The 22,502-nt window shown below is 67.0% G+C and carries 26 protein-coding genes and 2 pseudogenes; 24 read left to right on the top strand and 4 right to left on the bottom strand.

What is annotated here, in order from left to right; genetic code table 11:
- Positions 1-8: 8 nt before the first annotated feature.
- From ACTWPB_RS22505 to ACTWPB_RS22405, 21 genes and pseudogenes are all read left to right on the top strand, one after another.
- Complete coding sequence (locus tag ACTWPB_RS22505; RefSeq protein WP_446222553.1) at positions 9-1,064, top strand: NADH-quinone oxidoreductase subunit B family protein; 1,056 nt, start codon at positions 9-11, stop codon at positions 1,062-1,064.
- 12 nt (positions 1,065-1,076) lie between these two features.
- Entirely contained in the window at positions 1,077-2,873 is a 1,797-nt protein-coding gene (locus ACTWPB_RS22500) for a nickel-dependent hydrogenase large subunit (RefSeq protein WP_446222552.1), read from the top strand.
- Positions 2,874-2,878: 5 nt separating this feature from the next.
- A complete protein-coding gene (locus ACTWPB_RS22495; protein ID WP_446222551.1) occupies positions 2,879-3,805 on the top strand; it encodes a NifU family protein in 927 nt (308 codons plus the stop codon).
- Positions 3,802-4,434 (top strand): DUF5947 family protein, encoded by a 633-nt coding sequence (locus ACTWPB_RS22490; protein WP_446222550.1) that lies wholly within the window; start codon positions 3,802-3,804, stop codon positions 4,432-4,434. The genes ACTWPB_RS22495 and ACTWPB_RS22490 overlap by 4 nt, the downstream gene beginning before the upstream one ends.
- Positions 4,434-5,081: a DUF6084 family protein gene (locus ACTWPB_RS22485; RefSeq protein ID WP_446222549.1), complete on the top strand. Its 648-nt coding sequence runs from the start codon at positions 4,434-4,436 to the stop codon at positions 5,079-5,081. Before ACTWPB_RS22490 ends, ACTWPB_RS22485 begins: the two co-directional genes overlap by 1 nt.
- An 8-nt stretch (positions 5,082-5,089) precedes the next feature.
- Positions 5,090-6,412 carry a hypothetical protein gene (locus ACTWPB_RS22480; RefSeq protein WP_446226442.1) on the top strand — a complete coding sequence of 441 codons (1,323 nt, stop codon included), beginning with the start codon at positions 5,090-5,092 and terminating at the stop codon, positions 6,410-6,412.
- 15 nt (positions 6,413-6,427) lie between these two features.
- Positions 6,428-6,547 carry a DUF6893 family small protein gene (locus tag ACTWPB_RS22475; protein WP_446222548.1) on the top strand — a complete coding sequence of 40 codons (120 nt, stop codon included), beginning with the start codon at positions 6,428-6,430 and terminating at the stop codon, positions 6,545-6,547.
- Positions 6,544-7,086, top strand: coding sequence for a hydrogenase maturation protease (locus ACTWPB_RS22470; protein ID WP_446222547.1), 543 nt, complete (start codon positions 6,544-6,546; stop codon positions 7,084-7,086). The genes ACTWPB_RS22475 and ACTWPB_RS22470 overlap by 4 nt, the downstream gene beginning before the upstream one ends.
- 3 nt (positions 7,087-7,089) lie before the next feature.
- Positions 7,090-7,332, top strand: a complete 243-nt coding sequence (locus ACTWPB_RS22465; RefSeq protein WP_446222546.1) for a HypC/HybG/HupF family hydrogenase formation chaperone — start codon at positions 7,090-7,092, stop codon at positions 7,330-7,332.
- A complete protein-coding gene (gene hypF / locus ACTWPB_RS22460; RefSeq protein WP_446222545.1) occupies positions 7,329-9,671 on the top strand; it encodes a carbamoyltransferase HypF in 2,343 nt (780 codons plus the stop codon). Before ACTWPB_RS22465 ends, hypF begins: the two co-directional genes overlap by 4 nt.
- Positions 9,672-9,688: 17 nt before the next feature.
- Positions 9,689-10,033, top strand: coding sequence for a HypC/HybG/HupF family hydrogenase formation chaperone (locus ACTWPB_RS22455; RefSeq protein ID WP_063002942.1), 345 nt, complete (start codon positions 9,689-9,691; stop codon positions 10,031-10,033).
- Entirely contained in the window at positions 10,030-11,142 is a 1,113-nt protein-coding gene (gene hypD, locus ACTWPB_RS22450; protein WP_446222544.1) for a hydrogenase formation protein HypD, read from the top strand. The genes ACTWPB_RS22455 and hypD overlap by 4 nt, the downstream gene beginning before the upstream one ends.
- Positions 11,135-12,208: a hydrogenase expression/formation protein HypE gene (gene hypE / locus ACTWPB_RS22445; protein ID WP_446222543.1), complete on the top strand. Its 1,074-nt coding sequence runs from the start codon at positions 11,135-11,137 to the stop codon at positions 12,206-12,208. Before hypD ends, hypE begins: the two co-directional genes overlap by 8 nt.
- A gap of 29 nt (positions 12,209-12,237) precedes the next feature.
- On the top strand, positions 12,238-12,960 hold the full coding sequence (locus ACTWPB_RS22440) for a DUF6390 family protein (protein ID WP_446222542.1): 723 nt from the start codon (positions 12,238-12,240) through the stop codon (positions 12,958-12,960).
- A 219-nt stretch (positions 12,961-13,179) separates the two neighbouring features.
- The gene (locus ACTWPB_RS22435) at positions 13,180-13,578 is read left to right on the top strand and encodes a TOBE domain-containing protein (RefSeq protein ID WP_446222541.1); all 399 of its coding nucleotides are present in this window, start codon (positions 13,180-13,182) and stop codon (positions 13,576-13,578) included.
- 11 nt (positions 13,579-13,589) lie between these two features.
- Entirely contained in the window at positions 13,590-13,715 is a 126-nt protein-coding gene (locus ACTWPB_RS22430; protein WP_446222540.1) for a hypothetical protein, read from the top strand.
- On the top strand, positions 13,712-14,524 hold the full coding sequence (gene modB / locus ACTWPB_RS22425) for a molybdate ABC transporter permease subunit (RefSeq protein ID WP_446222539.1): 813 nt from the start codon (positions 13,712-13,714) through the stop codon (positions 14,522-14,524). The genes ACTWPB_RS22430 and modB overlap by 4 nt, the downstream gene beginning before the upstream one ends.
- Positions 14,521-15,570 (top strand): ABC transporter ATP-binding protein, encoded by a 1,050-nt coding sequence (locus ACTWPB_RS22420; protein ID WP_446222538.1) that lies wholly within the window; start codon positions 14,521-14,523, stop codon positions 15,568-15,570. Before modB ends, ACTWPB_RS22420 begins: the two co-directional genes overlap by 4 nt.
- Positions 15,571-15,699: 129 nt before the next feature.
- Positions 15,700-15,942: pseudogene (locus ACTWPB_RS22415) on the top strand (molybdopterin-binding protein); the annotation flags it as partial.
- 83 nt (positions 15,943-16,025) lie between these two features.
- Positions 16,026-16,287 (top strand): annotated as a pseudogene (locus ACTWPB_RS22410) (hypothetical protein); the annotation flags it as partial.
- Positions 16,288-16,323: 36 nt separating this feature from the next.
- Entirely contained in the window at positions 16,324-16,533 is a 210-nt protein-coding gene (locus ACTWPB_RS22405; RefSeq protein WP_446222537.1) for a TOBE domain-containing protein, read from the top strand.
- A 1-nt stretch (position 16,534) separates the two neighbouring features.
- Here ACTWPB_RS22405 and ACTWPB_RS22400 read toward each other — a convergent pair whose 3' ends face one another.
- The gene (locus tag ACTWPB_RS22400; protein ID WP_446222536.1) at positions 16,535-16,774 is read right to left on the bottom strand and encodes a pyridoxine 5'-phosphate oxidase C-terminal domain-containing protein; all 240 of its coding nucleotides are present in this window, start codon (positions 16,772-16,774) and stop codon (positions 16,535-16,537) included.
- Positions 16,775-16,811: 37 nt separating this feature from the next.
- Positions 16,812-17,468 (bottom strand): SRPBCC family protein, encoded by a 657-nt coding sequence (locus ACTWPB_RS22395; protein WP_446222535.1) that lies wholly within the window; start codon positions 17,466-17,468, stop codon positions 16,812-16,814.
- A gap of 566 nt (positions 17,469-18,034) precedes the next feature.
- Here ACTWPB_RS22395 and modA point away from each other — a divergent pair.
- Both modA and ACTWPB_RS22385 read left to right on the top strand, forming a co-directional pair.
- Positions 18,035-18,823: a molybdate ABC transporter substrate-binding protein gene (modA, locus tag ACTWPB_RS22390; RefSeq protein WP_446222534.1), complete on the top strand. Its 789-nt coding sequence runs from the start codon at positions 18,035-18,037 to the stop codon at positions 18,821-18,823.
- 526 nt (positions 18,824-19,349) lie between these two features.
- A complete protein-coding gene (locus tag ACTWPB_RS22385) occupies positions 19,350-19,889 on the top strand; it encodes a hypothetical protein (protein ID WP_446222533.1) in 540 nt (179 codons plus the stop codon).
- A 156-nt stretch (positions 19,890-20,045) separates the two neighbouring features.
- On the opposite strand, the gene ACTWPB_RS22380 is transcribed toward ACTWPB_RS22385, so the two are convergent.
- Together ACTWPB_RS22380 and ACTWPB_RS22375 are read right to left on the bottom strand one after the other, a co-directional pair.
- Positions 20,046-20,621: a TetR/AcrR family transcriptional regulator gene (locus tag ACTWPB_RS22380; protein WP_446222532.1), complete on the bottom strand. Its 576-nt coding sequence runs from the start codon at positions 20,619-20,621 to the stop codon at positions 20,046-20,048.
- The gene (locus tag ACTWPB_RS22375) at positions 20,608-21,459 is read right to left on the bottom strand and encodes an alpha/beta fold hydrolase (protein ID WP_446222531.1); all 852 of its coding nucleotides are present in this window, start codon (positions 21,457-21,459) and stop codon (positions 20,608-20,610) included. Before ACTWPB_RS22375 ends, ACTWPB_RS22380 begins: the two co-directional genes overlap by 14 nt.
- Positions 21,460-22,101: 642 nt before the next feature.
- Here ACTWPB_RS22375 and ACTWPB_RS22370 point away from each other — a divergent pair.
- A complete protein-coding gene (locus ACTWPB_RS22370) occupies positions 22,102-22,233 on the top strand; it encodes an alpha/beta fold hydrolase (protein ID WP_446222530.1) in 132 nt (43 codons plus the stop codon).
- The last annotated feature ends 269 nt before the right edge of the window (positions 22,234-22,502 follow it).

Raw genomic sequence — 22,502 nt, 5'->3', positions numbered from 1 at the left:
CACAGCCCATGCCTACCCAGGAAGCAATCAAAGCAGAACAGGCCCTGATTCACGTGCTGTGGATCAACGCCGGTCTCAGTTGTGACGGTGATTCGGTGGCGCTGACCGCCGCGACTCAGCCCAGTATCGAGGAGATCGCGCTCGGCGCGCTTCCCGGGCTCCCGCAGATCGCGGTGCACTGGCCGTTGATCGATTTCGAATGCGGTCCCGCCGGTGGCGCCGACGATTTCCTCGAATGGTTCTTCAAAGCCGACCGTGGTGAACTCGAACCGTTCGTGCTCGTGGTGGAAGGCTCCATCCCGAACGAACAGCTCCACGAGGAGGGCTATTGGTGCGGCTTCGGTAACGATCCCGCCACCGGCCAGCCGATGACAACCAGCGAGTGGCTCGATCGGCTGGCGCCGAAGGCCACCGCGGTGGTCGCGGTGGGCACCTGTGCCACCTACGGCGGCATTCACGCGATGGCGGGCAACCCCACCGGCGCGATGGGTGTGCCGGACTACCTCGGCTGGGACTGGAAATCCAAGGCCGGAATCCCGATCGTGTGCGTGCCCGGTTGCCCGGCCCATCCGGACAACATGTCCGAAACGCTGACCTACCTGCTCTACATGGCCACCGGACAGGCCCCGATGATTCCCCTCGACGAGGCGCTGCGCCCCAGATGGTTGTTCGGTGCCACCGTCCACGAAGGCTGTGATCGGGCAGGCTACTACGAGGAAGGTGACTTCGCCGACGAGTACGGATCGCCGAAATGCATTGTGAAACTGGGATGTTGGGGCCCGGTGGTCAAATGCAACGTCCCCAAGCGGGGCTGGATCAACGGCGTCGGTGGCTGCCCGAACGTGGGCGGCATCTGCATCGGCTGCACCATGCCGGGATTCCCGGACAAATTCATGCCGTTCATGGACGAGCCGCCCGGCGGCAAGATCTCCTCGACGGCATCAGGGCTGTACGGGTCGGTGATCCGCAGCCTGCGCCACATCACCGGACGCACGGTGGACAAGGAGCCGCGTTGGCGGCACAAAGGCGAGAAACTGGAATCCGGCGCCACCCGCACCTGGTAGGAGGCTATTGGAATGACTGCCATCATCCCCGAGCCGTCACACAAGCGGATCGATCCCGACAGCCTCGTCGAAATGGCCTGGGACCCGATCACCCGCATTGTCGGCAGCCTGGGAATCTATACCAAGATCGATTTCGAAAATCGTGAAGTGGTCGAGTGTCACAGCACCTCGTCCATCTTCCGCGGTTACTCGATTTTCATGCGGGGCAAGGATCCTCGTGACGCGCATTTCATCACCAGCCGCATCTGCGGCATCTGCGGCGACAATCACGCCACCTGTTCGTGCTACACCCAGAACATGGCCTACGGGGTGAAACCGCCGCACCTGGGCGAATGGATCGTCAATCTCGGTGAGGCCGCGGAATACATGTTCGACCACAACATCTTCCAGGAGAATCTGGTCGGCGTGGATTTCTGCGAGAAGATGGTCGCCGAGACCAATCCCGGCGTCTTGGCGCAGGCCGAGAACACGCTCGCGCCGCATTCGGACGCGCACGGCTATCGCACCATCGCCGACATCATGCGCGCGCTCAATCCGTTCACCGGCGAGTTCTACCGGGAAGCGCTACAGGTCAGCCGCTACACCCGTGAGATGTTCTGCCTGATGGAGGGCAGGCATGTGCACCCGTCGACGCTGTATCCCGGCGGCGTGGGAACCGTCGCGACGATCCAGCTGATGACCGACTACATGACGCGCCTGATGCGCTACGTCGAATTCATGAAGAAGGTCGTGCCGATGCACGACGACCTCTTCGACTTCTTCTACGAGGCGCTGCCGGGGTACGAACAGGTCGGCTTGCGGCGCACCCTGCTGGGTTGCTGGGGCTCGTTCCAGGACCCGGAGGTGTGCAATTTCGAGTACAAGGACATGGAGGAGTGGGGCCGGCGGATGTTCGTCACCCCCGGCGTGATCGTCGACGGGAAACTGGTGACCACTTCGCTGGTCGACATCAATCTCGGCATCCGAATCCTGTTGGGCAGTTCGTATTACGACGACTGGACCGACCAGGAGATGTTCGTGAAGACCGACCCGCTCGGCAATCCGGTCGACCGGCGTCATCCCTGGAACCAGCACACCAGTCCCAAGCCGCAGAAGCGCGACCTGGACGACAAGTACAGCTGGGTGATGTCGCCGCGCTGGTTCGACGGCACCGACTGTCTGGCACTCGACACCGGCGGCGGGCCGCTGGCCCGGCTGTGGTCGACGGCGCTGGCCGGGCTCGTCGACATCGGCTACGTGAAGTCGACCGGGCACAGTGTGCAGATCAACCTGCCCAAGACCGCCTTGAAGGGCCCGGTCAGCTTCGAATGGCAGATCCCCGCGTTCGGCAGCAACACCATCGAACGCAACCGCGCCCGCACCTACTTCCAGGCCTACGCCGCGGCCAGTGCGCTGCACTTCGCGGAGCAGGCGCTCGTGGAGATCAGGGCGGGCCGGACCAAGACGTGGGAGCACTTCGAGGTACCGGACGAGGGCATCGGCTGCGGGTTCACCGAGGCGGTGCGCGGGGTCCTGTCCCATCACATGGTGATCAGGGACGGCAAGATCGCCAACTACCACCCGTATCCGCCGACGCCGTGGAATGCCAGTCCCCGCGACAGTTTCGGCACGCCGGGACCGTACGAGGACGCGGTGCAGGGCCAGCCGATCTTCGAGGAGAACGACCGCGAGCACTTCAAGGGCATCGACATCATGCGCACCGTGCGCAGCTTCGATCCCTGCCTGCCATGCGGAGTGCACATGTACCTCGGCGACGGCAAGACGCTGGAGAAACTCCACTCGCCGACCCAGACACTCACCGGGGAGTAACGGTGATGCCGGATCGTCCGGGGGAGCACGACGAGGCGGCGTTCGATCCAGACCGGTGGCGCGGCGCAGGCGACCGGATCGAGACCCTGCTGGACGCGAGTTCGGCGGGTGGTGCCGTCGCTCGCGAGCGCGCCGAGCAGCTGGTGCGCGAGGTCGCCGACCTCTACGGTGCCGGGTTGGCACGCGTCCTGGAACTGGTCGATGGTGGCGTCCGCGAGCGGCTCGCCGCCGACGATCTGGTGGCGAGTCTGCTGCTGGTGCACGGACTGCATCCGCACGACGTGCACACCCGGGTCCGCGCGGCTCTCGACAGCGTGCGCCCCTACCTGGGGTCCCACGGTGGTGACGTGGAACTGCTCGGCGTGGCCGACGGCGTCGTGCGGCTCGAACTGTCGGGCAGCTGCCGCACCTGCCCCTCATCCTCGGTGACGCTGGAACTGGCGGTGGAGGACGCGGTGCGCGCCGCCGCGCCGGAGATCGAGTCGATCGAAGTGGCTGCCGCGCAACCGGAATCGACCGATGCCTTGATCTCCGCCGATTCATTGTTCGCCCGGGTGCACGTCGACACCCACCCGGTCGAGGCACACGGGAGCTGGATAGCGGTCCCGGAACTGGGGGATCTCGGTGCGGGCGAGGTGGGCGGCTTCGTTGTCGGTGGACAGACCGTCCTCGCCTGCCGGGTGGGTGATGATCTGTTCGTCTACCGCGATCACTGCCCCGCCTGCGACCACTCACTCGCCGGAGCGGCACTGCATCGCCGGATGGGTTTCCCGGTCGGTGACGCCGTGCTGCGCTGCCCGACCTGCCGGGCGCACTACGACGCCGTCCATGCCGGTGCCAGAGTCGACGGCGAAGGGCATCTGGAACCACTGCCGGTGCTGGTGCGCGCCGGGGAGCTCTCGGTGGCCGTACCCGTGGCGGTGGCCGGGTGAGTACTGCGCTGGGGGTGCTGCGGCGCCTCACCCTCGACCGCAAACCCGCCGTCCCGGCGGGCGAGCGGTGTGAGATGTGCGCCGAAACCATCGCCGCCGAGCATCAGCATGTGGTGAATGTCGAAGGCCGCCAACTGTTGTGCGTGTGCCGGGGCTGCTACCTGCTGTTCACCGACCAGAACGCGGTCCTGCGGTACCGCGCGGTGCCCGACCGCTACCTGCGCTTCCCGGACTTCACCATCAGCCACGGCGAATGGGACGCGCTCGAGATCCCGGTGGGCCTGGCGTTCTTCTTCGACAACTCGGCACTGGGCCGCACCGTCGCGTTCTATCCGGGACCGGCGGGCGCCACCGAATCCGAACTGCCCCTCGACCAGTGGCGCACGGTGCTCGACCGGCACCCCGAGATCGCTGTCGCGGTCCCCGACGTGGAGGCATTGCTGATCCGGGTCCCCGAGCGGGGCACCGCCGAGGCGGCCTGCCTGCTGCTGCCCATCGACGCCTGCTACGAATTCGTCGGCCGGATGCGGATGCTGTGGCGCGGATTCGACGGTGGTCAGGATGTGCACCGGTATCTCGACGAGTTCTTCGTCACGGTATCGGCGCGTGCGCGACCGGGTGGTGCGTGATGTGCCCGGCCTACTCGACGACCTTCGCGGTGCTCGGCATCGCGCCGGAGCCCTATACCGCGACACCGACGCTGTCGGCCCGGATCGGCATCGCGGCGCTCGGTGAGGAACCGGTGCACGCCATCGCCCTGCGCGCCCAGGTGCGGATCGAACCGCACCGCCGCGGCTACACCGACGAGGAGAGCGCGGGCCTGGTCGACCTGTTCGGCCCCCGTGAACGCTGGCGCGACACCCAGCGCTCCTTCCTCTGGATGCACTGCACCACCATGGTTCCCGGCTTCCACGGCGGTGCTCAGGTGGACCTGCCGATGCCGTGCACCTACGACTTCGAGGTGAGCGGCACCAAATACCTGCACGCCCTGCGCGAGGGGACAGTGCCGCTGATCTTCCTGTTCAGCGGCACTGTCTTCTTCCGGGGCGCCACGGGTTTCGCGGTGCAGCAGATTCCCTGGGACCGTGAGGACAAGTTCGAGATGCCGGTCTCGGTCTGGGACGACCTGATGGCCACGAACTTCCCGAACTCGGGCTGGGTGCGGTTGCGGCGCGAGACCCTCGACGCGCTCGCCGCGTACAAATCCAGCCACGGGCTGCTCGGCTTCGACGACGCGGTAGTTCGCCTGCTCGACACCGCCGAGGACAGCCCATGAGCATCGAACTGACCAGGTCACAGGCCAAAGCACGCGCGGTCGCCGACGCGGTGCTCTACGAGGGCTACCTGCTGTACCCGTACCGGGCGAACTCGCGAAAGAATCAGTCGCGCTGGCAGTTCGGTGTCCTCGGCCCCGCCGGGGCGGCCGCGGCCGGGCTCGGCGAGGACCCGGAACTGTCGGCGCAATGTCTGCTCGACGCGGGCGAGCCCGCCTCGGTCACGCTGACCGTACGGTTCCTGCAGTTGCAGCGCCGCAGGGTCGAGGACGCCGGGGGCACGCCGGTCGCCGAGCTCGTCGCCGACGGCCGATCGTGGATCAGCTGGGACGAGGCGGTCGAGTGCGAACAGGTGATCGGTCCGCTGCCGCTGACCGATTCGACCGCGCGGCTGGCGATTCCGGCCGGCACCGACCACGAGGCGATCCCCGGCCCCGATGGTGCACCGGCCGGACGACTGGTCCGGCACCGCGCGCACCTCGACGCGGAAGTCCAGCTGACCGTGGAACGTGACGAACGCTTTGTGCGCCTGAGCCTCACCCTCCGCAATACCGGCATCCCCGCGACCGACCAGCACGACGCCATCGCCCGCTCCCTGATCGGCGCCCACGTCATCGCCGAAACCGAAGGCGGCCAGTACATTTCCCTGCTCGAACCGCCACCCGACGCCGAAGCGGCCGTGGCCCGATGCTCCCAGCACCGGTGTTTCCCGGTGCTGGCCGGGCCACCCGGGGACCACAGCATCGTGTTGATCTCGCCCATCATCCTCTACGACCACCCCGAGATCGCCGAGCAGAGCGAGGGACCGCTGTTCGACTCCACCGAGATCGACGAGATCCTCACCCTGCGTGTGATGACCATGACCGACCAGGAGAAGGCCCAGGCCCGCGCGACCGACGAGCGGGCGGCGCAGATCATCGACCGCTGCGACGCTATGACACCGCAGGCACTACAGCAGCTGCACGGTGTCCTGCGCGATCCCCACGCCGAGCAGGCCGCGCTGATCCCTGAGGTGCCCGACGGTGTCGACTGGTGGGATCCGTTGGCCGACAACGCTGTTCGACCCGATACCGACGCGATCATGATCGGCGCGGTTCGGGTCCGCAACGGTACAAGGGTGCGCTTGCATCCGTCTCGGCGCGCCGATGCCCACGACCTGTTCTACGACGGGCGCACCGCCAAGGTCGTCTCGGTGCACGCCGATGTCGACGGGCAATCCCACGTCGGTGTGGTCATCGAGGACGACCCCGCCGCCGACCTGCACGAATGGTACGGCCGGTACCTGTATTTCGCCCCGGAGGAGATCGAACCACTCGACAGCCAACGAGAATGAGAGAAGAGGTCAATCATGGCCACGATAGGAATGATCGCGGTGGCGTTCGCCGCCGTGGTGGCAGCAGCCGCCGCGGTGCTCGGCGTGCGTTCGATACCGGATGTCCAGCGCTACCTGAAGATGCGCCGGATGTGACGGCGCGGGTGCTCGTGGCGGGGATCGGCAACATCTTCCTCGGCGACGACGGTTTCGGGCCCGAAGTGGTGCGGCGACTACCGCCGCACGGCGAGACCGTGCGCGTGGTCGACTACGGCATCCGTGGCATGCACCTGGCCTACGACCTGCTCGATCCGTGGGATGCGCTGGTGCTCGTCGACGCCATCCCCGACCGTGGCGCGCCCGGCACCCTCGCGGTCTTCCACGCCGAACCCGATTCAACGGCCGCGGCGCAGCTCGACGCGCACGCCATGAACCCCGACGCCGTGTTCGCGAGCGTTCGCGCACTGGGCGGAACCCTGCCGCCGACCGTCGTCGTCGGCTGCCAGGTGAACTCGGTGGACGAGGGCATCGGCCTGTCGGACCCGGTAGGTGCCGCGGTCGATCCTGCCGTCGAGGCGGTGGTAGCGGTTCTCGCGCGATTGGTTACCGATCCGCGCGAGCCGGTCGCCGACCCGCCCCCGCTGGTCGCCGACTCGCACGCGCCCGAAGCGCCGTCGAACCGATCGGAGGGGTGAACCATGTGCCTCGGCATCCCCGGACAGGTCGTGCAGATCCTCGACGGATACCACGGGCAACTCGCCCTGGTCGCGGTCTCCGGCGAGAACCGCAAGGTGAACATCGGTCTGCTGGAAGAAGATCCGGTGCATCTAGGGGACTGGGTGATCATCCACATGGGTCTGGCGGTCGAGAAGACCGACGAGGCAGGCGCCGCCACCGCACTGGCCGGGCTGAATCTGCTCGGACGAGGCGAACAGTCATGACCGCCGACCGGCAACGCCGCCGCCTCGTGGTTCGCGGGGTGGTGCAGGGCGTCGGCTTCCGGCCCTTCGTCTACACGACCGCCGCCGAACTGTCCCTGTCCGGGTCGGTGGCCAACGACAACTCCGGGGTGATCATCGAGATCGAAGGCGGCCCCGCCGATCTGGACGAGTTCGCGCGACGCCTGCGCGAGCACCCACCGCCGCTGGCCGTCGTCGAATCGGTCGACCAGAGCACCGTCGCGCTGCGCGGCGGCACCGGATTCCGCATCGCCGACACCACCCGCGACGGTGGCGGCCGCACCCTGGCCTCCCCCGATGTCGCGATCTGCGCCGACTGCGCCACCGAACTCGCCGATCCCACCGACCGCCGCTACCGCCACCCCTTCATCAACTGCACCAACTGCGGCCCCCGGTTCACCATCATCGCCGAACTGCCCTACGACCGATCCCGCACGTCGATGGCCGACTTCCCGATGTGCGCCCACTGCGCCGCCGAATACACCGACCCCACCAACCGCCGCTTCCACGCCCAACCCATCGCCTGCCCGGACTGCGGTCCCCGCCTGTCCTACCGCGGCCCTTCCGCCCCACTCGCCGAGGGGCCACTGGATTCGGCGCGAAACCTGTTGCGCGCGGGCGGGATTCTCGCGGTCAAAGGCATCGGCGGTTACCACCTCGCGTGCGATGCCACGAATGAGCGCGCCGTGGCCACCTTGCGGGGCCGAAAGCGTCGAGGCGACAAGCCTTTCGCCGTCATGGTTGCCGACCTCGGCACCGCGCGAACGATCGCGGAGGTCGACGACACCGCTGCGGTACTGCTCACGGGCCCACAACGCCCGATCGTCCTGCTCGCCCGCAGGGCCACTGTCCCGGCCGGAACGGCATCCGATGCCGACGCGCACGACGTGCCCGATCGCGACACCATCGAACTGGCCCCTTCGGTCGCGCCCCGCAACCCCGACCTGGGTGTCATGCTCGCCTACACACCGCTGCACCTGCTGCTGTTCGGCCTCTCGGGCGACCGGCCCGTCCCGCGGGTGCTCGTGATGACCTCCGGCAATCTCGGTGGCGAGCCGATCTGTTTCGACGACGAGGACGCCCGTACCCGCCTGGCCGCCCTCGCTGACGGCTGGCTGTCGCACGACCGCCGCATCCTGACGCCCTGTGACGATTCGGTCGTGCGTGTGGTCGACGGTATCGAACTGCCGCTGCGCCGCTCGCGCGGCTACGCACCCCTTCCACTGACCCTGCCGGTCCCGGTGCCACCGACTCTGGCTGTCGGCGCGGACCTGAAGAACACCTGCGCGGTCGGCGAGGGCCGCTACGCGTGGCTCAGCCAGCACATCGGCGACATGGACGACCTGGCCACCCTGCGCGCCTTCGGCTCCGCCGCCGAGCACCTCGCGGAACTGACCGGGGTCGAACCCACCCAGCTCGTCGCCGACGCGCACCCGCGCTACCGATCCACCACCTGGGCGCGCACCCACGCCGAAGGCCGTCCGGTACACACCGTGCAGCATCACCACGCGCACATCGCCGCGGTCATGGGCGAACACGGACTCGGCGCCTCGGAAACGGTCACCGGGATCGCGTTCGACGGCACCGGATTCGGCCCCGACGGCGCCATCTGGGGCGGTGAAGTCCTGTCGGTCGGCTACAAGGGCTACCGGCGGCTCGCGCACCTGAAATACGTGCCGCTCGCGGGTGGGGACGCCAGCGTGCACCGGCCCTACCGGATGGCGCTGGCACACCTGTGGTCCGCGCGTCTGGACTGGTCGGACACGATCGCCTCGGTCGCCGCCTGCCCCGCCGATGAACGAGCGGTGCTGGCACACCAATTCGGCTCCGGCTTCGGATGTACCCCGACGTCGAGCATGGGTCGGCTCTTCGACGCCGTGTCCTCGCTGGCCGGGGTCCGCCACACCGTCGACTACGAAGCCCAGGCCGCGATCGAACTGGAGGCCCTCGCGCGCGCCGCCGACCCCGGCTCCCGCGCCTACCGGTTCGGTCTCGATCACACCGCCGACCCGGCCGTGATCGACCCGGCCCCGGTCGTGGCCGCCGTGGTCACCGACGCCGCTCATGGCATCCCGGCCGCCGTGATCGCCGCCCGCTTCCACCACGCGGTAGCCGCGCTGGTCCTCGACCTCGCTCTGGACTTCGCACCGCCCCCGACGACCGTCGCGCTCTCGGGTGGGGTGTTCCAGAACGCGCTGCTGCTCTCGGCAGCACGCACTGCGCTGCGTGACAACGGTTTCCACGTCATCACCCATCGCCGACTGCCGCCCAACGACGGTGGTCTGGCGTTCGGGCAACTACTCGCCGCTGGTGCGGGTTGAGCGAAAGGAGAACAGCGATGTGCCTGGCAGTCCCGGGAAAGGTGCTCAGCCTGCATGAACGCGACGGCACCATGATGTCGGTCGTCGACTTCGGCGGCGTGCACAAAGACGTGTGCCTGGAATACATTCCGGACGCGGCGATCGGCGATTACGTGGTGGTCCACGTCGGCTTCGCCATCCAGCGCCTCGACGAGGAATCGGCGTTGCGCACACTGGCCGAATTCGAGCACCTCGGTGTGCTCAACGAGGAGTTCGGCGACGGGTTCGCCCTCGCCGCCAAACAATCCGGGCTCCCCGATCCCACGGCAGAACCGGCAGCGACCGACTCCGGCGCCGGCGACGACACGGAGGTGACCTCATGAAGTATCTCGACGAATTCAGCAACCCCGAACTGGCGAAGAACTTGCTCGACCAGATCCGCGCGACCACGTCCCAGCGGTGGGCCATCATGGAAGTCTGCGGCGGACAGACCCATTCGATCATCCGCCACGGCATCGACCAACTGCTGCCCGACGAGATCGAGATGATCCACGGCCCCGGCTGCCCCGTATGCGTCACCCCGCTCGAGGTGATCGACAAGGCGCTCGAGATCGCCGCACAGCCCGGGGTGATCTTCTGCTCCTTCGGCGACATGCTCCGGGTACCGGGCAGTGAACGCGACCTGTTCCGGGTCAAGAGCGAAGGCGGTGACGTGCGAGTGGTGTACTCACCACTGGACGCGCTGACCATCGCCAGACAGAACCCCGATCGGCAGGTGGTGTTCTTCGGCATCGGCTTCGAGACCACCGCACCGGCCAACGCGATGACTGTCTATCAGGCCAAACGGCTGGGCATCGAGAACTTCTCGCTGCTGGTCTCGCACGTGCTCGTTCCACCTGCCATCGCCGCGATCATGGAATCGCCGAAGTGCCGGGTCCAGGGTTTCCTCGCCGCCGGGCACGTCTGCAGTGTCATGGGCACCGCGGAGTACCCGCCACTGGCCGACAAGTACGCGGTGCCGATGGTGGTCACCGGCTTCGAGCCCCTCGACATCCTGGCAGGTATCCAGCGCACCGTGACCCAGCTCGAGAACGGCAGACACGAACTGGAGAACGCCTATCCCCGTGCGGTCCGCGCCGGAGGTAATCCGGCCGCGAAGGCGATGCTCGCCGACGTCTTCGACGTCACCGACCGCGCCTGGCGCGGCATCGGCGTGATCCCCGACAGCGGCTGGCGCCTCTCGGAACGCTACCGCGCCTACGACGCCGAGGACCGGTTCGCGGTCACCGATCTGCACACCGCCGAGTCCTCGATCTGCCGCTCCGGCGAGGTATTGCAGGGACTGATCAAGCCGCACGAATGCGCCGCTTTCGGCAAACAGTGCACACCGCGAAACCCCTTGGGGGCCACCATGGTCTCCTCCGAAGGCGCCTGCGCGGCCTACTACCTGTACCGGCGCCTCGACCTGCCTGCGGAGGTGGCTCATGCGTGAGGACAACGCGGCGGCCGGGCTCGACATGGACAGCTGGGTGTGCCCCATGCCGCTGCGCGACTCACCGACCATCGTGATGGGCCACGGCGGCGGGGGAGCGATGTCGGGTGAGCTGATCGAGCACCTGTTCCTGCCCGCGTTCGGCTCCGCCGCCGAAGCGGGCATGGGTGATTCGGCGGTGCTCACCCTCAGCGGCGTGCGGTTGGCGTTCTCGACCGACTCCTTCGTCGTCAAACCTCTGGCCTTCCCTGGCGGGTCGATTGGGGACCTGGCCGTCAACGGCACCGTCAACGACCTGGCCATGGCGGGCGCACGGCCGATGGTGCTGTCCACGGCGTTCATCCTCGAAGAAGGCACCGCACTCGCCGAGATCGCCCGGGTCGCCGAGGCTGTCGGCACCGCCGCCCTCGCGGCAGGAGTCAAGCTGGTCACCGGCGACACCAAGGTCGTCGACTCCGGCCACGGCGACGGCATCTTCATCAACACCGCGGGCATCGGCATCATCGACGACGGCATCGACATCCGCCCGCAGCGCGCCCGTCCCGGTGACGTCGTGCTTGTCAGCGGTGACATCGGGGTACACGGCGTCGCGGTGATGAGCTGCCGGGAAGGCCTCGAATTCGGCACCACTGTCTGCAGCGACACCGCCCCGCTCAACGGCTTGGTCGCCGCGATGCTGGCCACCGGCGCCGATGTGCACGTGCTGCGTGACCCGACCCGCGGCGGGGTCGCGGCGACGCTCAACGAGATCGCGGGTGTCGCGAAAGTCGGTGTGGCACTGGATGAACGGAAGCTCCCTGTGCCCGACGCGGTCCGCGACGCGTGTGGGCTGCTCGGACTCGATCCGATGTATGTCGCCAACGAGGGCAAGCTGATCGCCTTCGTCGCCCCTGAGGACGCCGACCGAGTGCTCGCGGCCATGCGGGCGCATCCGCTGGGTGCCCGTGCCGAAGCGATCGGTGTCTGCGTCGAGGACCATCCCGGCATGGTGGTCGCTCGCACCGCTCTGGGCGGTACCCGGGTGGTGGATCTGCCCGCCGGGGAACAACTGCCACGGATCTGCTGACAGGAGGCGCGATCATCGACGGGACCGAGATGTTCGCCCGCTACGCCTACGCGCCCAACCGGCTCGGTTACTGCGGTCCCGCCGACGCCGGGGCCCTGCACAACGGCTCGGTCGCCGAGATCCGCGCGCTGGCCCGGCAGTTCTCCGGAGCATGGCCCTACCTGCGGGCTATGTCGAGACTGACCGGCATCACCGATCCGCTCGACCGTCGCCTCGTCGAGTCCTATTGGCTCGGTGGCGGGATCGGCGCCGACCTCGACGCCGGCGCGTTCACCACCGAACTGCTCGCGATCATCGCGCCGATGGCCGGACACTACTGGTCGTATCTGAACGCCGATCTCGCCGAGGAAGCCGCCGCCAACCACGGATTCCACGTCTTCGGCGTGTATCCGTGGACCCGGCTGCTCGGCCGTGGCGCCGACGAGCACCCGATCCGCATCCTGGACAGCTGCCGCATCACCTGGGGGACCGTGGTGGCCCGCGAACGCGGCGCTGCTTCCGTCCGCTGCCGGCGGTTGGTCCTGGACGGTCCGCAGCTGCGGTTGTCCGGTCCAGCGCTGCAGCGCGCCGAGGTGGACGACGATCACCTCGCGACCGAGGTGGCCGTCGGGGACCGAGTCGCCGTGCATTGGGGGCGCGTCTGTGGCCGCCTCGATTCGGCTCAGACGCGGGCGCTGGCCACCACTACCGCACGGCAACTACGGGTGACCAATCGTCGATTGACCGACACCGCGCGTACCGCCCGGCGGTAGTCCTTCTCAGGTCGCAGTTACCGCGCTGTGGCGCGGACAAATGGGGAAAATGCGTCGGGACGAGGCGCTCGTCTCGACGTCGCGAGATCGCGCGCCGCCGAGGCGTGGCTGGAGCATCCACTGGTAACGGGCGTTCGTGGGCCGTCGGATCGATGAAATCGCATGATGGTGGTGATCCAGGGAGTGCGTCCCGTATCTGCTCCGAATATGCTGCACCTCGTGTCGAATCTGCGGATCAGTGAAGTAGCTGCCTTGATGGGTGTCAGTGATGACACGGTGCGCCGGTATATCGACCAGGGCCGGCTCACGGCGATCCAGCTCGACAGCGGGCGTAAGGGGGTCGACGGGCGCGAGTTGGCGGAGTTCCTGCAGACCAATGCCGAGGCCCCGGGGCCGGGAACCACCGTCGCATCCTCGGCGCGCAACCGCATGCGAGGGGTCGTGACCCGGATCGTGAAAGACACCGTGATGGCCCAGGTCGAGATGCAGGCCGGACCGTTTCTGCTGGTGTCTTTGATGAGTCGCGATTCTGTCGATGAGCTCGGTCTCGAGGTCGGCAGTGTCGCGGTGGCCTCGGTCAAGTCGACTCATGTCGTCGTCGAAATTCCGGAAGGCTGATGAGGTCGAACATGATTCGAACAGTGCGCGCGTTCGCGGTGGTCGGGGCAGTGGCTCTGGCCGCAGTCGTCTGTGGGTCCGATGAAGCCCCTGCCGCTCGGGCGGTCTTCACCGAGGCAGGATTCGGCAACCCGTGACCCAGCTCGCACGACGGCGGGCAACGCGAGGGCGTCGGCCGTTGATCCTCATGGTGCCCGCCGTGTGCGGTCTGGTTTTCCTGACTCTGCCGCTGGTCGGGATGTTGCTGCGCGCGCCATGGCAGACGTTGCCGCAACGGTTGGTCAGCGCCGAGGTCGGGCAGGCATTGCGCCTGTCGTTGATCTGCGCGACTTCGGCGACGCTGGTGTGTTTGGTGCTCGGTATCCCGTTGGCGTGGTTGCTCGCTCGCGGTGATGTGCCGGGCCTGGGGTTCGTTCGGGCGTTGGTGACGGTGCCGCTGGTGTTGCCGCCGGTGGTCGGTGGGGTGGCGTTGCTGTTGGTGCTCGGCCGACGTGGGTTGATCGGCCGGTACCTCTACGAGTGGTTCGGGTTCTCGTTGCCGTTCACCACGGCCGGGGTGATCGTGGCCGAGGCGTTCGTCGCGATGCCGTTCCTGGTGATCTCGGTCGAAGGTGCGCTGCGCGGCACTGATCCCCGATACGAGGAAGCTGCCGCCACGCTCGGTGCGTCGCGGTGGCTGACTTTTCGCCGGGTGACGTTGCCCTCGGTGATGCCCGGCGTCGTGGCGGGTGCAGTACTGTGCTGGGCCCGCGCGCTCGGGGAATTCGGTGCGACGATCACCTTCGCCGGTAGCTTCCCCGGCACGACCACAACGATGCCGTTGGCGGTGTATCTCGCCTTGGAAACCGACCCCGAGGACGCGATTGTGCTCAGCGTCGTGCTGCTGGTGGTGTCGGTGGCAGTACTCGCCGCGCTGCGGGACCGGTGGACGCGAGGAACGCTGTGACCCTCGATGCCGAAATCCGCATCACGCGTGCGTCTTTCGAACTCGACATCGCCATCGAGGTCGCTGCGGGCGAGGTCGTCGCGCTGCTGGGCCCCAACGGCGCGGGCAAGACCACCGCGCTGCGGGCACTGGCCGGGCTCACCCCGCTGAACGAAGGGCGGATCGTCCTCGACGACCATGTGTGGGACGCCCCGCCGGACAGGTTCATCCCCGCGGAACGGCGCGAAGTCGGGGTCGTGTTCCAGGACTATCTCCTGTTCGCGCACATGAGCGCCCGCGACAACGTCGCCTTCGGGCTACGCGCTCGCGGACAGCACCGCAACACGGCCAGGACGAAGGCCACTGCCTGGCTCGAACGGGTCGGCCTCGGGAGCCATGTGCACGCGAAACCTCGTGCGCTGTCGGGCGGTCAAGCCCAGCGAGTCGCGTTGGCGCGTGCCTTGGTGACCGATCCGGCCTTGTTGTTACTCGACGAGCCGCTGGCCGCGCTCGACGCCGGTACCCGGTTGCAGGTCCGCTCGGACCTGGCTCATCACCTCAGTGACTATCCCGGCCACACCGTGCTGGTCACTCATGATCCTTTCGACGCGATGATCCTGGCCGATCGGCTGATCATCATCGAGAACGGCGCCATCGTTCAACAGGGTGTACCGAGCGAGGTCGCGCGGCGCCCACGCACCGACTACGTCGCAAACCTCGTCGGACTCAACCTCTATCAAGGCACGGCCGCGGGTACCACGGTCGACCTCGGGGACGGCGCTGCCTTCACGATCGCCGAACCCGTGCACGGGCCGGTCCACGTGTCGTTCGCACCCACCGCGGTGAGCCTGTATCCCCAACGCCCCAGCGGCAGCCCGCGAAACACCTGGCAGGTCACCGTCACCGGCCTCGAGCAGCACGCGCACACAACCCGTGTCCGGCTCGAGGGTGCTCCGCCGGTCTTGGCCGAGGTCACCGCAGCCACCGTCGCGGACTTGCGGCTGCACAGCGGGGCTCAGCTGTGGGCCTCGGTCAAGGCGACCGAAATCCACACCTATCCCGCGTGATCGACACCGCGAGGAGCCCTTGGCGCGGCCGCTGCAAGCTCAGACCGCCGAACCCGCCGTCGACGCCGCAGCACGCGATGGCTACGCCGCCAGCGGTCCCGGCCCGTACTGGGTCGTTCGAGCAGGAAAGTGAGCTCGACGACCGCGGCTCTGGCCGTGGGGGAAGCGGCACGGATCATGGCCGGGACACCGACTCCGCTGTGCACCACCGCGGTGATCCGCGACGCCCATGTGGAGTTCGCTCGTGTGTTGGGCCAAGCCGTGCTGATGCGAGCAGCGGGAGCTCCGAAGTCCGACGACACCCGGGTCCGCGGTGCGCAGTGGCACGCTGGAATGGTGCTGGCCTCGGCAGGTGTTCGGGTCGGCCCAGCGGTGGTCTCGGTCGGATCGAGCGCGCAGGTCGGTCAAGCCTCCGTACGCGGTCCCTTGTCTGCCGATGTACTCGTGGCCGTCGCCTCGACGTCGCGTTCTCCCGCGACCAGCGAGCCAAGATCTACGTCCAGGACCGGATGCGCGAACACGGCGCCCACCCGTGGAGTTGGCTGCGCGACGGCGCCCACTTCTACGTCTGTGGCGACGCGGCCCCGGATGGCCAAGGACGTCGATGCCGCACTGCGTGAGATCGTCTCCCACCACGGCGCGATGACCGAAGACGACGCCGACGCCTACGTCAAGAAACTTGCCACCGACAAACGCTACGTTCACGACGTGTACTGAGCCGATTGCGGGTGCACTGGATCTACTCTGGCGGCCATGCGACTGAGCACACGAAATCAACTCGACGGCACGGTCATCTCTGTCACCCGCGGCGAGGCCATGGCCGTCGTCCGTATCCGGCTCAACGGCGGTGACGAGGTCACCTCCTCGATCACCCGCGACGCCGTCGACGACCTCGCTCTGGCCGAGGGATCGCCGGTGAAGGTCCTCATCAAATCGACCGAAGTCACCCTCGGCGTCGACTGAGTCAGGGCCACAACAACACTCGCCGCCACGTGCCGTCGGCAGCCTCGTACCGGAGGCGCTTGTGCCGACGGTCCGGGTCGCCTTGCCAGAACTCGACCCGCTCGGGGCGAATCGCATACGATGCCCACTCACGCGGCACCGAATCCGGTGCGTTCTCCAGCTCCAACCGGGCCGCCTCCAACGCCGCATCGACCTCACCTGCCTCGGTGAAGGGCTGGCTTTGGCGCCTGGTCAGCGCCATCTGCCGCGACCCGGCGGGCCGCGCGAGTCACAGTGCACTACGAGGTGACCTCGGCGGACTGGGCGAGGACGGCCCACCGGTCTGCCCACCGCTGGCGCAGGTGCGCGAAGGCGGCATCGTCGAGTCCGTACGCCGACACGGTGACGCAGGTCGGACCGGTGCCGTCGGTGTCCAGTGGCTGCGGGGCCCCGACGGCGACCAGATGCCCGACCGTGTCGATGGCGATGTGTTGGTAGCGGCTCGAATGCCAGACCTCGGCACCTGATGTCTGGACACTGTCGCGAATTGCCGCTGGGTCCGCCGTTCCGGTCAGGTAGATCGTCCGACGACTCTCAGCGGGCGCTCGCTCCAGTCGGAAGCGCAGCTGCTCGAGGAAGGTGCGCCAACCTTCCTCGATCCCGTCGTAGATGTCGGCCCATCGTGCGTCGGAAAGCTCACCGGGGCGGACCACCCGCACGACGCAGCGCGGCCCGTCGACCGAAACCTGGATCTCCTGGCCGCCGTCCAGCACGATCCGGTGGCCCGGCAACTGCTCCGCATGATCGACGAAGATGTAGCGGATCTCGTCGTCGAGGCCGGCGTAGTCCCAGCCGAACCAGTCGCGGATTCGGTCCGTCTCGGTCAACGCCTGCCAGACGGTGTCCAGTGGGGCCTCGATGGTTGTCTCGATCTGGAAAGGCTTGTCCTCGGTCATGGCGTCACTCCGTTCTCGTGGGGGGTTCGGGATTCGTCGCGGGGTGGCCGCCGATGAGGACGCGGAAGCGGCGCCCGTTCACCCGCTCGATGAACACTCCCGAGTGAATACCCGCGGCTACGAACTTTGCTTGTAGCAGACCCCGCCGCGTCGGCGTTGCCGATCCACCGAAGCGGCTCACCAGCAACATCCCTGTCGGGGGATCCTCGGGACTCGGGTCTGACCGAGTTGATCCTGCTACCCAGATAGCCCGTCCCACCTCGAACCACATACCGGCAAAGCCTAGGGCCTGCCAACGAGTGGAACCGAGGTGTCAATGTCGCAGCTGAAGTACGATCAAGCCTGTCTTCCCGTATCCCAGGTCAGATCTCACAAAGATCCCCGTATCTGCGGAGAGATGACTGTAACCAGTGAACGGATCCGATGTGACCGACCAGAAACAGCGACTGCCTACCGTGCGGAATCTGCGACCGTCTCCCGGCCGGGAGCCGGCGCAGCCCGACCACCCTTGGGCCCGACCTCACCCTGTTGTATTCGCACACCGCTGAAAGTTGATGAAGTTGAACATGACTCGCATGGTCCGTGGCACCGCGCTTGCCGGCGCTGTGGCCCTCGCCGCCGGCGGCTGCGGAACCGACACCACGACCGAGCCCGCAGCAGCGGACAAGATCACCGGGACCGTCACCGTCTTCGCCGCCGCCTCGCTGACCGAGACCTTCACCGAACTGGGCAAGCAGTTCGAGGCGGCACATCCCGGAGTGAAGGTGGTCTACAACTTCGGCGCCAGCTCGGCACTGGCCGAACAGATCAAACAGGGCGCGCCCGCCGACGTGTTCGCCTCGGCCGCACCGAAGAACATGCAACAGGTCGTCGACGCCGGTGAGATCACCGCCAAACCCGTGACGTTCGTACGTAACCGCCTCGAGATCGCGGTGCCCGCAGGCAACCCCGGCCACATCACCGGCCTGGCCGACTTCGGCAAGACCGAGCCGAAGATCGCGCTGTGCGCCGAACAGGTCCCCTGCGGTGTCGCAGCGAAAACCGTCTTCGAGGTCGCCGGAATCGCCCCCCAACCCGACACCCGCGAATCCGACGTGAAGGCCGTGTTGACGAAGGTGACCTTGGGCGAAGTAGACGCGGCCCTGGTCTACCGCACCGATGTGCACGCCGCTGGCGCGAAAGTCGACGGCATCGACTTCCCCGAGTCGACCAAGGCAGTCAACGACTACCCGCTCGCGCCGCTGGCCAAGGCGCCCAACTCCGCGGCCGCCGCGGCGTTCGTCGAGTTCATCGGCTCGGACAAAGCCGCAACCGTCTTCACCGAAGCCGGATTCGACACACCGTCACCGCGGTAGCAACCCGGGGCGCGGTCACACGCCGTGCTTGTCAGCTGGGCAGATCTTGTCTCGGACACCCCCTCGAGCCTGTGCCGTCGTCTGTGCAGCGGTCGGTGACTTGGGAGCGCCGGATCGCCAAGATCATCGAGGAGCTGGTCGTCGACTGAACCGCGGCGGCGATGGCCTCCAATGGTCGTCTGACCGAGACCTTCTCGGTGAGGGGTGGGCGATGCGGTGACTGACAGCGAAACACCGTGAAAGCCTGAGCGCTCGCCATGATGCCCAGTCCGACCACCGCATGCCAGCCTGCGGCCGGGATCGGCGGCCGATTTTGCGCGGCCGGGCGTCTTCGATTCCGGTGCGAGCTGCTAAGCCTGCGATACTTGTCGCCGTCGAGGTTCCACGCTGACGCGCCTGCGCCTCGCCCGTTGCTCTTGCATCGCGCCCCCGTCAGCGGAAAGATGTGGTGTATCTACCACTTTCACGATTTCGACACGAATGCGCTGGCTCGCTGGATGTCAGTGGCAATGAGGGGGAGTGCCTGATGTTCGACCGATGGCGTGGCCGGCGCAGTGGGGCCGCCGACGCAGCGAGGCAGACCGCGGCGGCCGACCGGGCTGAGACGGCTGACGGAAATCCTACCGACGCGACGATCGTGATCGCCAGCCGAGATCCGGTCGACGGCCCGACGATGACCGTTCTGGCAATTCGCCGGGAAATCGCCGGTGTGGCCGACATGGAGAAGCTGCGATCAAGCGACTCATCCACGACCGCAACGCTCGTGATTACGAACCGAAAAACGGTCGGCGACGCAGGTGCCGTGCGGAAACTGCTAGTAGCCGGCTTTCCCACGATGGTTACCAGCCGCGAGACCACAGGCAACATTGCGAGCGCGCTGGACACGATCGGTGCAGAGCGCGGGTTTCTCAGCAGCGGAGAAGCCGACGCGCAGACTGTGCAGATAGGTCACTGGCTGGATGCGGCCGGTGGGGTGGAGTTGATGCGGGCCGTCCATGCCAGCGTCCGCCATGGGTCGCGCCTACTGGAAGTGGCCTGGGATGGCATCGGAGACTGGCGCGGATAGCGGCGTCCGAACGTGCCGTAACACCGCCAAGATCCAGTGAGTGTGGACCGCTACACAGTCAACCTGAACTCGACGGCGGTCCCCCGATGGTTGAGATCCGTAGCTCGGGGACTGCCGGTACCTGAAAGCTGAGTGCGGCGGAAGCGCTGCATGACATCACCGGAGGCCGGCACGCAATCCGCGGTCCAGGAATTCGATCATCCAGTCGAAGCTGACTTCCGGGTCGCCGGTCCACTGGAAACCGCCGGAGGTGTGCAGCGAGGCGAACCCGTGGAACGCGCACCGCAGGGTGCGCAACGCGTGATCGAGCTGGTCCTCGGGAATGTCGTAGCCACGCAGCACCTCCGCCATCAACTCCACCAGGCGGGCAGTGGGTTCGAACAAGGGATCATCGGGGCCTGCGAACTCGGCGCCGATGGTGGCGGCGTAGCGGCCGGGATGAGCGATCACATAGCCGTGGAACGCCCGAGCGAATGCCGCCAACGCCTGCGCTCCCGTCAGCCCGTGCATCGCATCGCGGATCTCACGGTCGAGTTCGGTGATCGCGAGCACGGCGATACTGTGTTGCAGGTCGGCCAGATTGATCACGTGCTTGTACAGCGAAGGTGTTCGGACACCGAGCTTTTCGGCCAGCAGCCCCATCGTCAGACGGCTATAGCCGACGTCGTCGGCGAGCTCGACGCCCGCACGAACGACGTCGGCCTTGCTGAGCCCGACCCTAGGCACGCGCATGTTCGGACAGGAACGCCACCGCCAGCTCGGCAATCCGGTCCGGCGAATCCGCGTGCGGATAGTGCCCCGAGCCCTCGGACAGCTCGACCCGCCCCAAACCTGCGGGCATGAGCGCGACGATGGCATCTCCTTCGGCCTTGGGGTCCGCGAAGTCGGGGTCCTCGGTGCCCATGATGATCATGGCCGGGCAGCTGATCTTGGGCAGCTGCGCTTCGGCGTCGGCGGGGGTGGACTTACCGGTCTTCATGAATTCGGCGAACCGGCCGGGTTCGTGAAGTTTCGCCGACAGCTCCGCAATGTACTGGTCGAAGTCGGCGGGCTTGATCGGGTAAGCGACATCCAGGTAACTCATCCACTGCCCGAAGCTCTTGAAAATCATTGTGCCCATCAGCCGCGTCATGCCTTTGCGGTAGCGCGAGACGGAGAAGACCGCACCCACATCGAACTTCTGAGTTCTGGTGAACGGGTTGAGTTCGATAATGCCGCTGAGCAACTCGGGCGCCTGCGCGGCCGCGATGGTGGCCGAACCGCCGGAGAGGGAGTGGCCGATGATGACCGCGGGCCCGCCGAGGTGGCGGATCAGGGCGAGCAGATCACCTGCCACATCGGTGCGCGAAATGGCTCCGCTGCCGTCGTGCGAGGTCCAGTTCATGCTGGACTCCCCGTGCCCGCGCAGGTCAGCCGTCGCGACCCGGTATCCGGCCGCGACCAGCTTCGGCGCCAGGAACCGGTAAACCTGCCGGTGGTCGCCGATCCCGTGCGACAGCACCACCAGCGGGCCGGTGCCGGTCACGTCATAGGCGATCTGTCCGCCGTCGATGGTCAGGTACTCGGTCATCTCGAACTCCAGTAGCGCTGGTGCTGCGTCAAGCAACGGTGGGTAGGTAATCAGGGTGCCGGATCTTGGAACCGACGGCGAAGTCGCGGACGGGTCCGGCATGTTGGTTACGCCAGCGGATGTAGTCACCACGGCACTAGTAGCTAAGCTAAGGGCTGTAAAGCTAATCCAATTAGCCACGCTCGTCAACCCCTACCGCCACAACAGGATTGGTACATACGGTCTTGGGGTGAGAAGCGAATACGCCAGGCCGCGGCCCCTTTCCGGCGTGTTCGGTTCCCGAATGCGGGTCGCTGCTGACCCGGCGGTGCGATCTGGATCTGATCGCCGAGAACTACGACGATCTGCGCAGGTTGACGGGGTCGTTGAAGTTCGGGCACGCCATGGCGTCGGTCGGCAAGCTGTCCGGCTCCGGGCGGCAGAACACAGGTCGGATTCGAACTCGAGCGCCGCGGCCGCGCGAGATCTCTCGCTGCGATCAACCCCAGCGGAGGATGGAAGCGGTTCTCCTACAACGAGTTCCGCATCGGCCTCGGATTCACTGCGCAGTTTCCGCTCGCTGCCGCTGCCCGCGTGTTCGGTGACCGAATGACAACTCGCGAGATCTTTCAACGTCCGATCATCCGAAACTGCAGCAGGGACATGACCGCGGTCACACTCGAAGAAGTCATCCTGCCGGGAGTCGGCCATATTCCGATGCTGGAGAACCCCGAACTCGTTACCGATGCGCTCCGTGCCCACCTGGCCACAGCCAGTCACAGAAATAGTGCCTGAACTGCACCGACAACGGTGAGAGATCCTCTGGCCTGCGGCCTCATCGGGATATCGGTGCCGATCCTCGCTCGCGCCCACCGGTGGTAACCCACGGCTGAGTGTTCAGAGCCGACGTCGTCTACGGGGACGGTATGGCCCTGCCCTGGCTTCGGCCAGTAATTGGAGTGCCCAGCGCTCGAGGTGGGGACGAACGTCGAGCGGGTACGGAGTTGGCACGGCGGCGGCGCCGAAAGCGACCGGTCGGGTTGTAAATCGGTGGCGGGGAAGGG

The sequence above is a fragment of the Nocardia sp. IBHARD005 genome, assembly GCF_052814245.1.
The sequence above is the reverse complement of the archived record's forward strand: the minus strand, read 5'-3'. Positions and strand labels throughout refer to the sequence as shown.

What these genes read in the sequence shown, in the direction of transcription:
- ACTWPB_RS22505 (WP_446222553.1), top strand. Translation starts at nt 9, where the DNA reads ATGCCTACCCAGGAAGCAATCAAAGCAGAACAGGCCCTGATTCACGTG.
- ACTWPB_RS22500 (WP_446222552.1), top strand. Translation starts at nt 1,077, where the DNA reads ATGACTGCCATCATCCCCGAGCCGTCACACAAGCGGATCGATCCCGAC.
- ACTWPB_RS22495 (WP_446222551.1), top strand. Translation starts at nt 2,879, where the DNA reads ATGCCGGATCGTCCGGGGGAGCACGACGAGGCGGCGTTCGATCCAGAC.
- ACTWPB_RS22485 (WP_446222549.1), top strand. Translation starts at nt 4,434, where the DNA reads ATGTGCCCGGCCTACTCGACGACCTTCGCGGTGCTCGGCATCGCGCCG.
- ACTWPB_RS22475 (WP_446222548.1), top strand. Translation starts at nt 6,428, where the DNA reads ATGGCCACGATAGGAATGATCGCGGTGGCGTTCGCCGCCGTGGTGGCA.
- ACTWPB_RS22465 (WP_446222546.1), top strand. Translation starts at nt 7,090, where the DNA reads ATGTGCCTCGGCATCCCCGGACAGGTCGTGCAGATCCTCGACGGATAC.
- hypF (WP_446222545.1), top strand. Translation starts at nt 7,329, where the DNA reads ATGACCGCCGACCGGCAACGCCGCCGCCTCGTGGTTCGCGGGGTGGTG.
- ACTWPB_RS22455 (WP_063002942.1), top strand. Translation starts at nt 9,689, where the DNA reads ATGTGCCTGGCAGTCCCGGGAAAGGTGCTCAGCCTGCATGAACGCGAC.
- hypD (WP_446222544.1), top strand. Translation starts at nt 10,030, where the DNA reads ATGAAGTATCTCGACGAATTCAGCAACCCCGAACTGGCGAAGAACTTG.
- hypE (WP_446222543.1), top strand. Translation starts at nt 11,135, where the DNA reads ATGCGTGAGGACAACGCGGCGGCCGGGCTCGACATGGACAGCTGGGTG.
- ACTWPB_RS22440 (WP_446222542.1), top strand. Translation starts at nt 12,238, where the DNA reads ATGTTCGCCCGCTACGCCTACGCGCCCAACCGGCTCGGTTACTGCGGT.
- ACTWPB_RS22430 (WP_446222540.1), top strand. Translation starts at nt 13,590, where the DNA reads ATGATTCGAACAGTGCGCGCGTTCGCGGTGGTCGGGGCAGTGGCTCTG.
- ACTWPB_RS22405 (WP_446222537.1), top strand. Translation starts at nt 16,324, where the DNA reads ATGCGACTGAGCACACGAAATCAACTCGACGGCACGGTCATCTCTGTC.
- ACTWPB_RS22400 (WP_446222536.1), bottom strand. Translation starts at nt 16,774, where the DNA reads ATGGCGCTGACCAGGCGCCAAAGCCAGCCCTTCACCGAGGCAGGTGAG.
- ACTWPB_RS22395 (WP_446222535.1), bottom strand. Translation starts at nt 17,468, where the DNA reads ATGACCGAGGACAAGCCTTTCCAGATCGAGACAACCATCGAGGCCCCA.
- modA (WP_446222534.1), top strand. Translation starts at nt 18,035, where the DNA reads ATGACTCGCATGGTCCGTGGCACCGCGCTTGCCGGCGCTGTGGCCCTC.
- ACTWPB_RS22385 (WP_446222533.1), top strand. Translation starts at nt 19,350, where the DNA reads ATGTTCGACCGATGGCGTGGCCGGCGCAGTGGGGCCGCCGACGCAGCG.
- ACTWPB_RS22380 (WP_446222532.1), bottom strand. Translation starts at nt 20,621, where the DNA reads ATGCGCGTGCCTAGGGTCGGGCTCAGCAAGGCCGACGTCGTTCGTGCG.
- ACTWPB_RS22375 (WP_446222531.1), bottom strand. Translation starts at nt 21,459, where the DNA reads ATGACCGAGTACCTGACCATCGACGGCGGACAGATCGCCTATGACGTG.
- ACTWPB_RS22370 (WP_446222530.1), top strand. Translation starts at nt 22,102, where the DNA reads ATGACCGCGGTCACACTCGAAGAAGTCATCCTGCCGGGAGTCGGCCAT.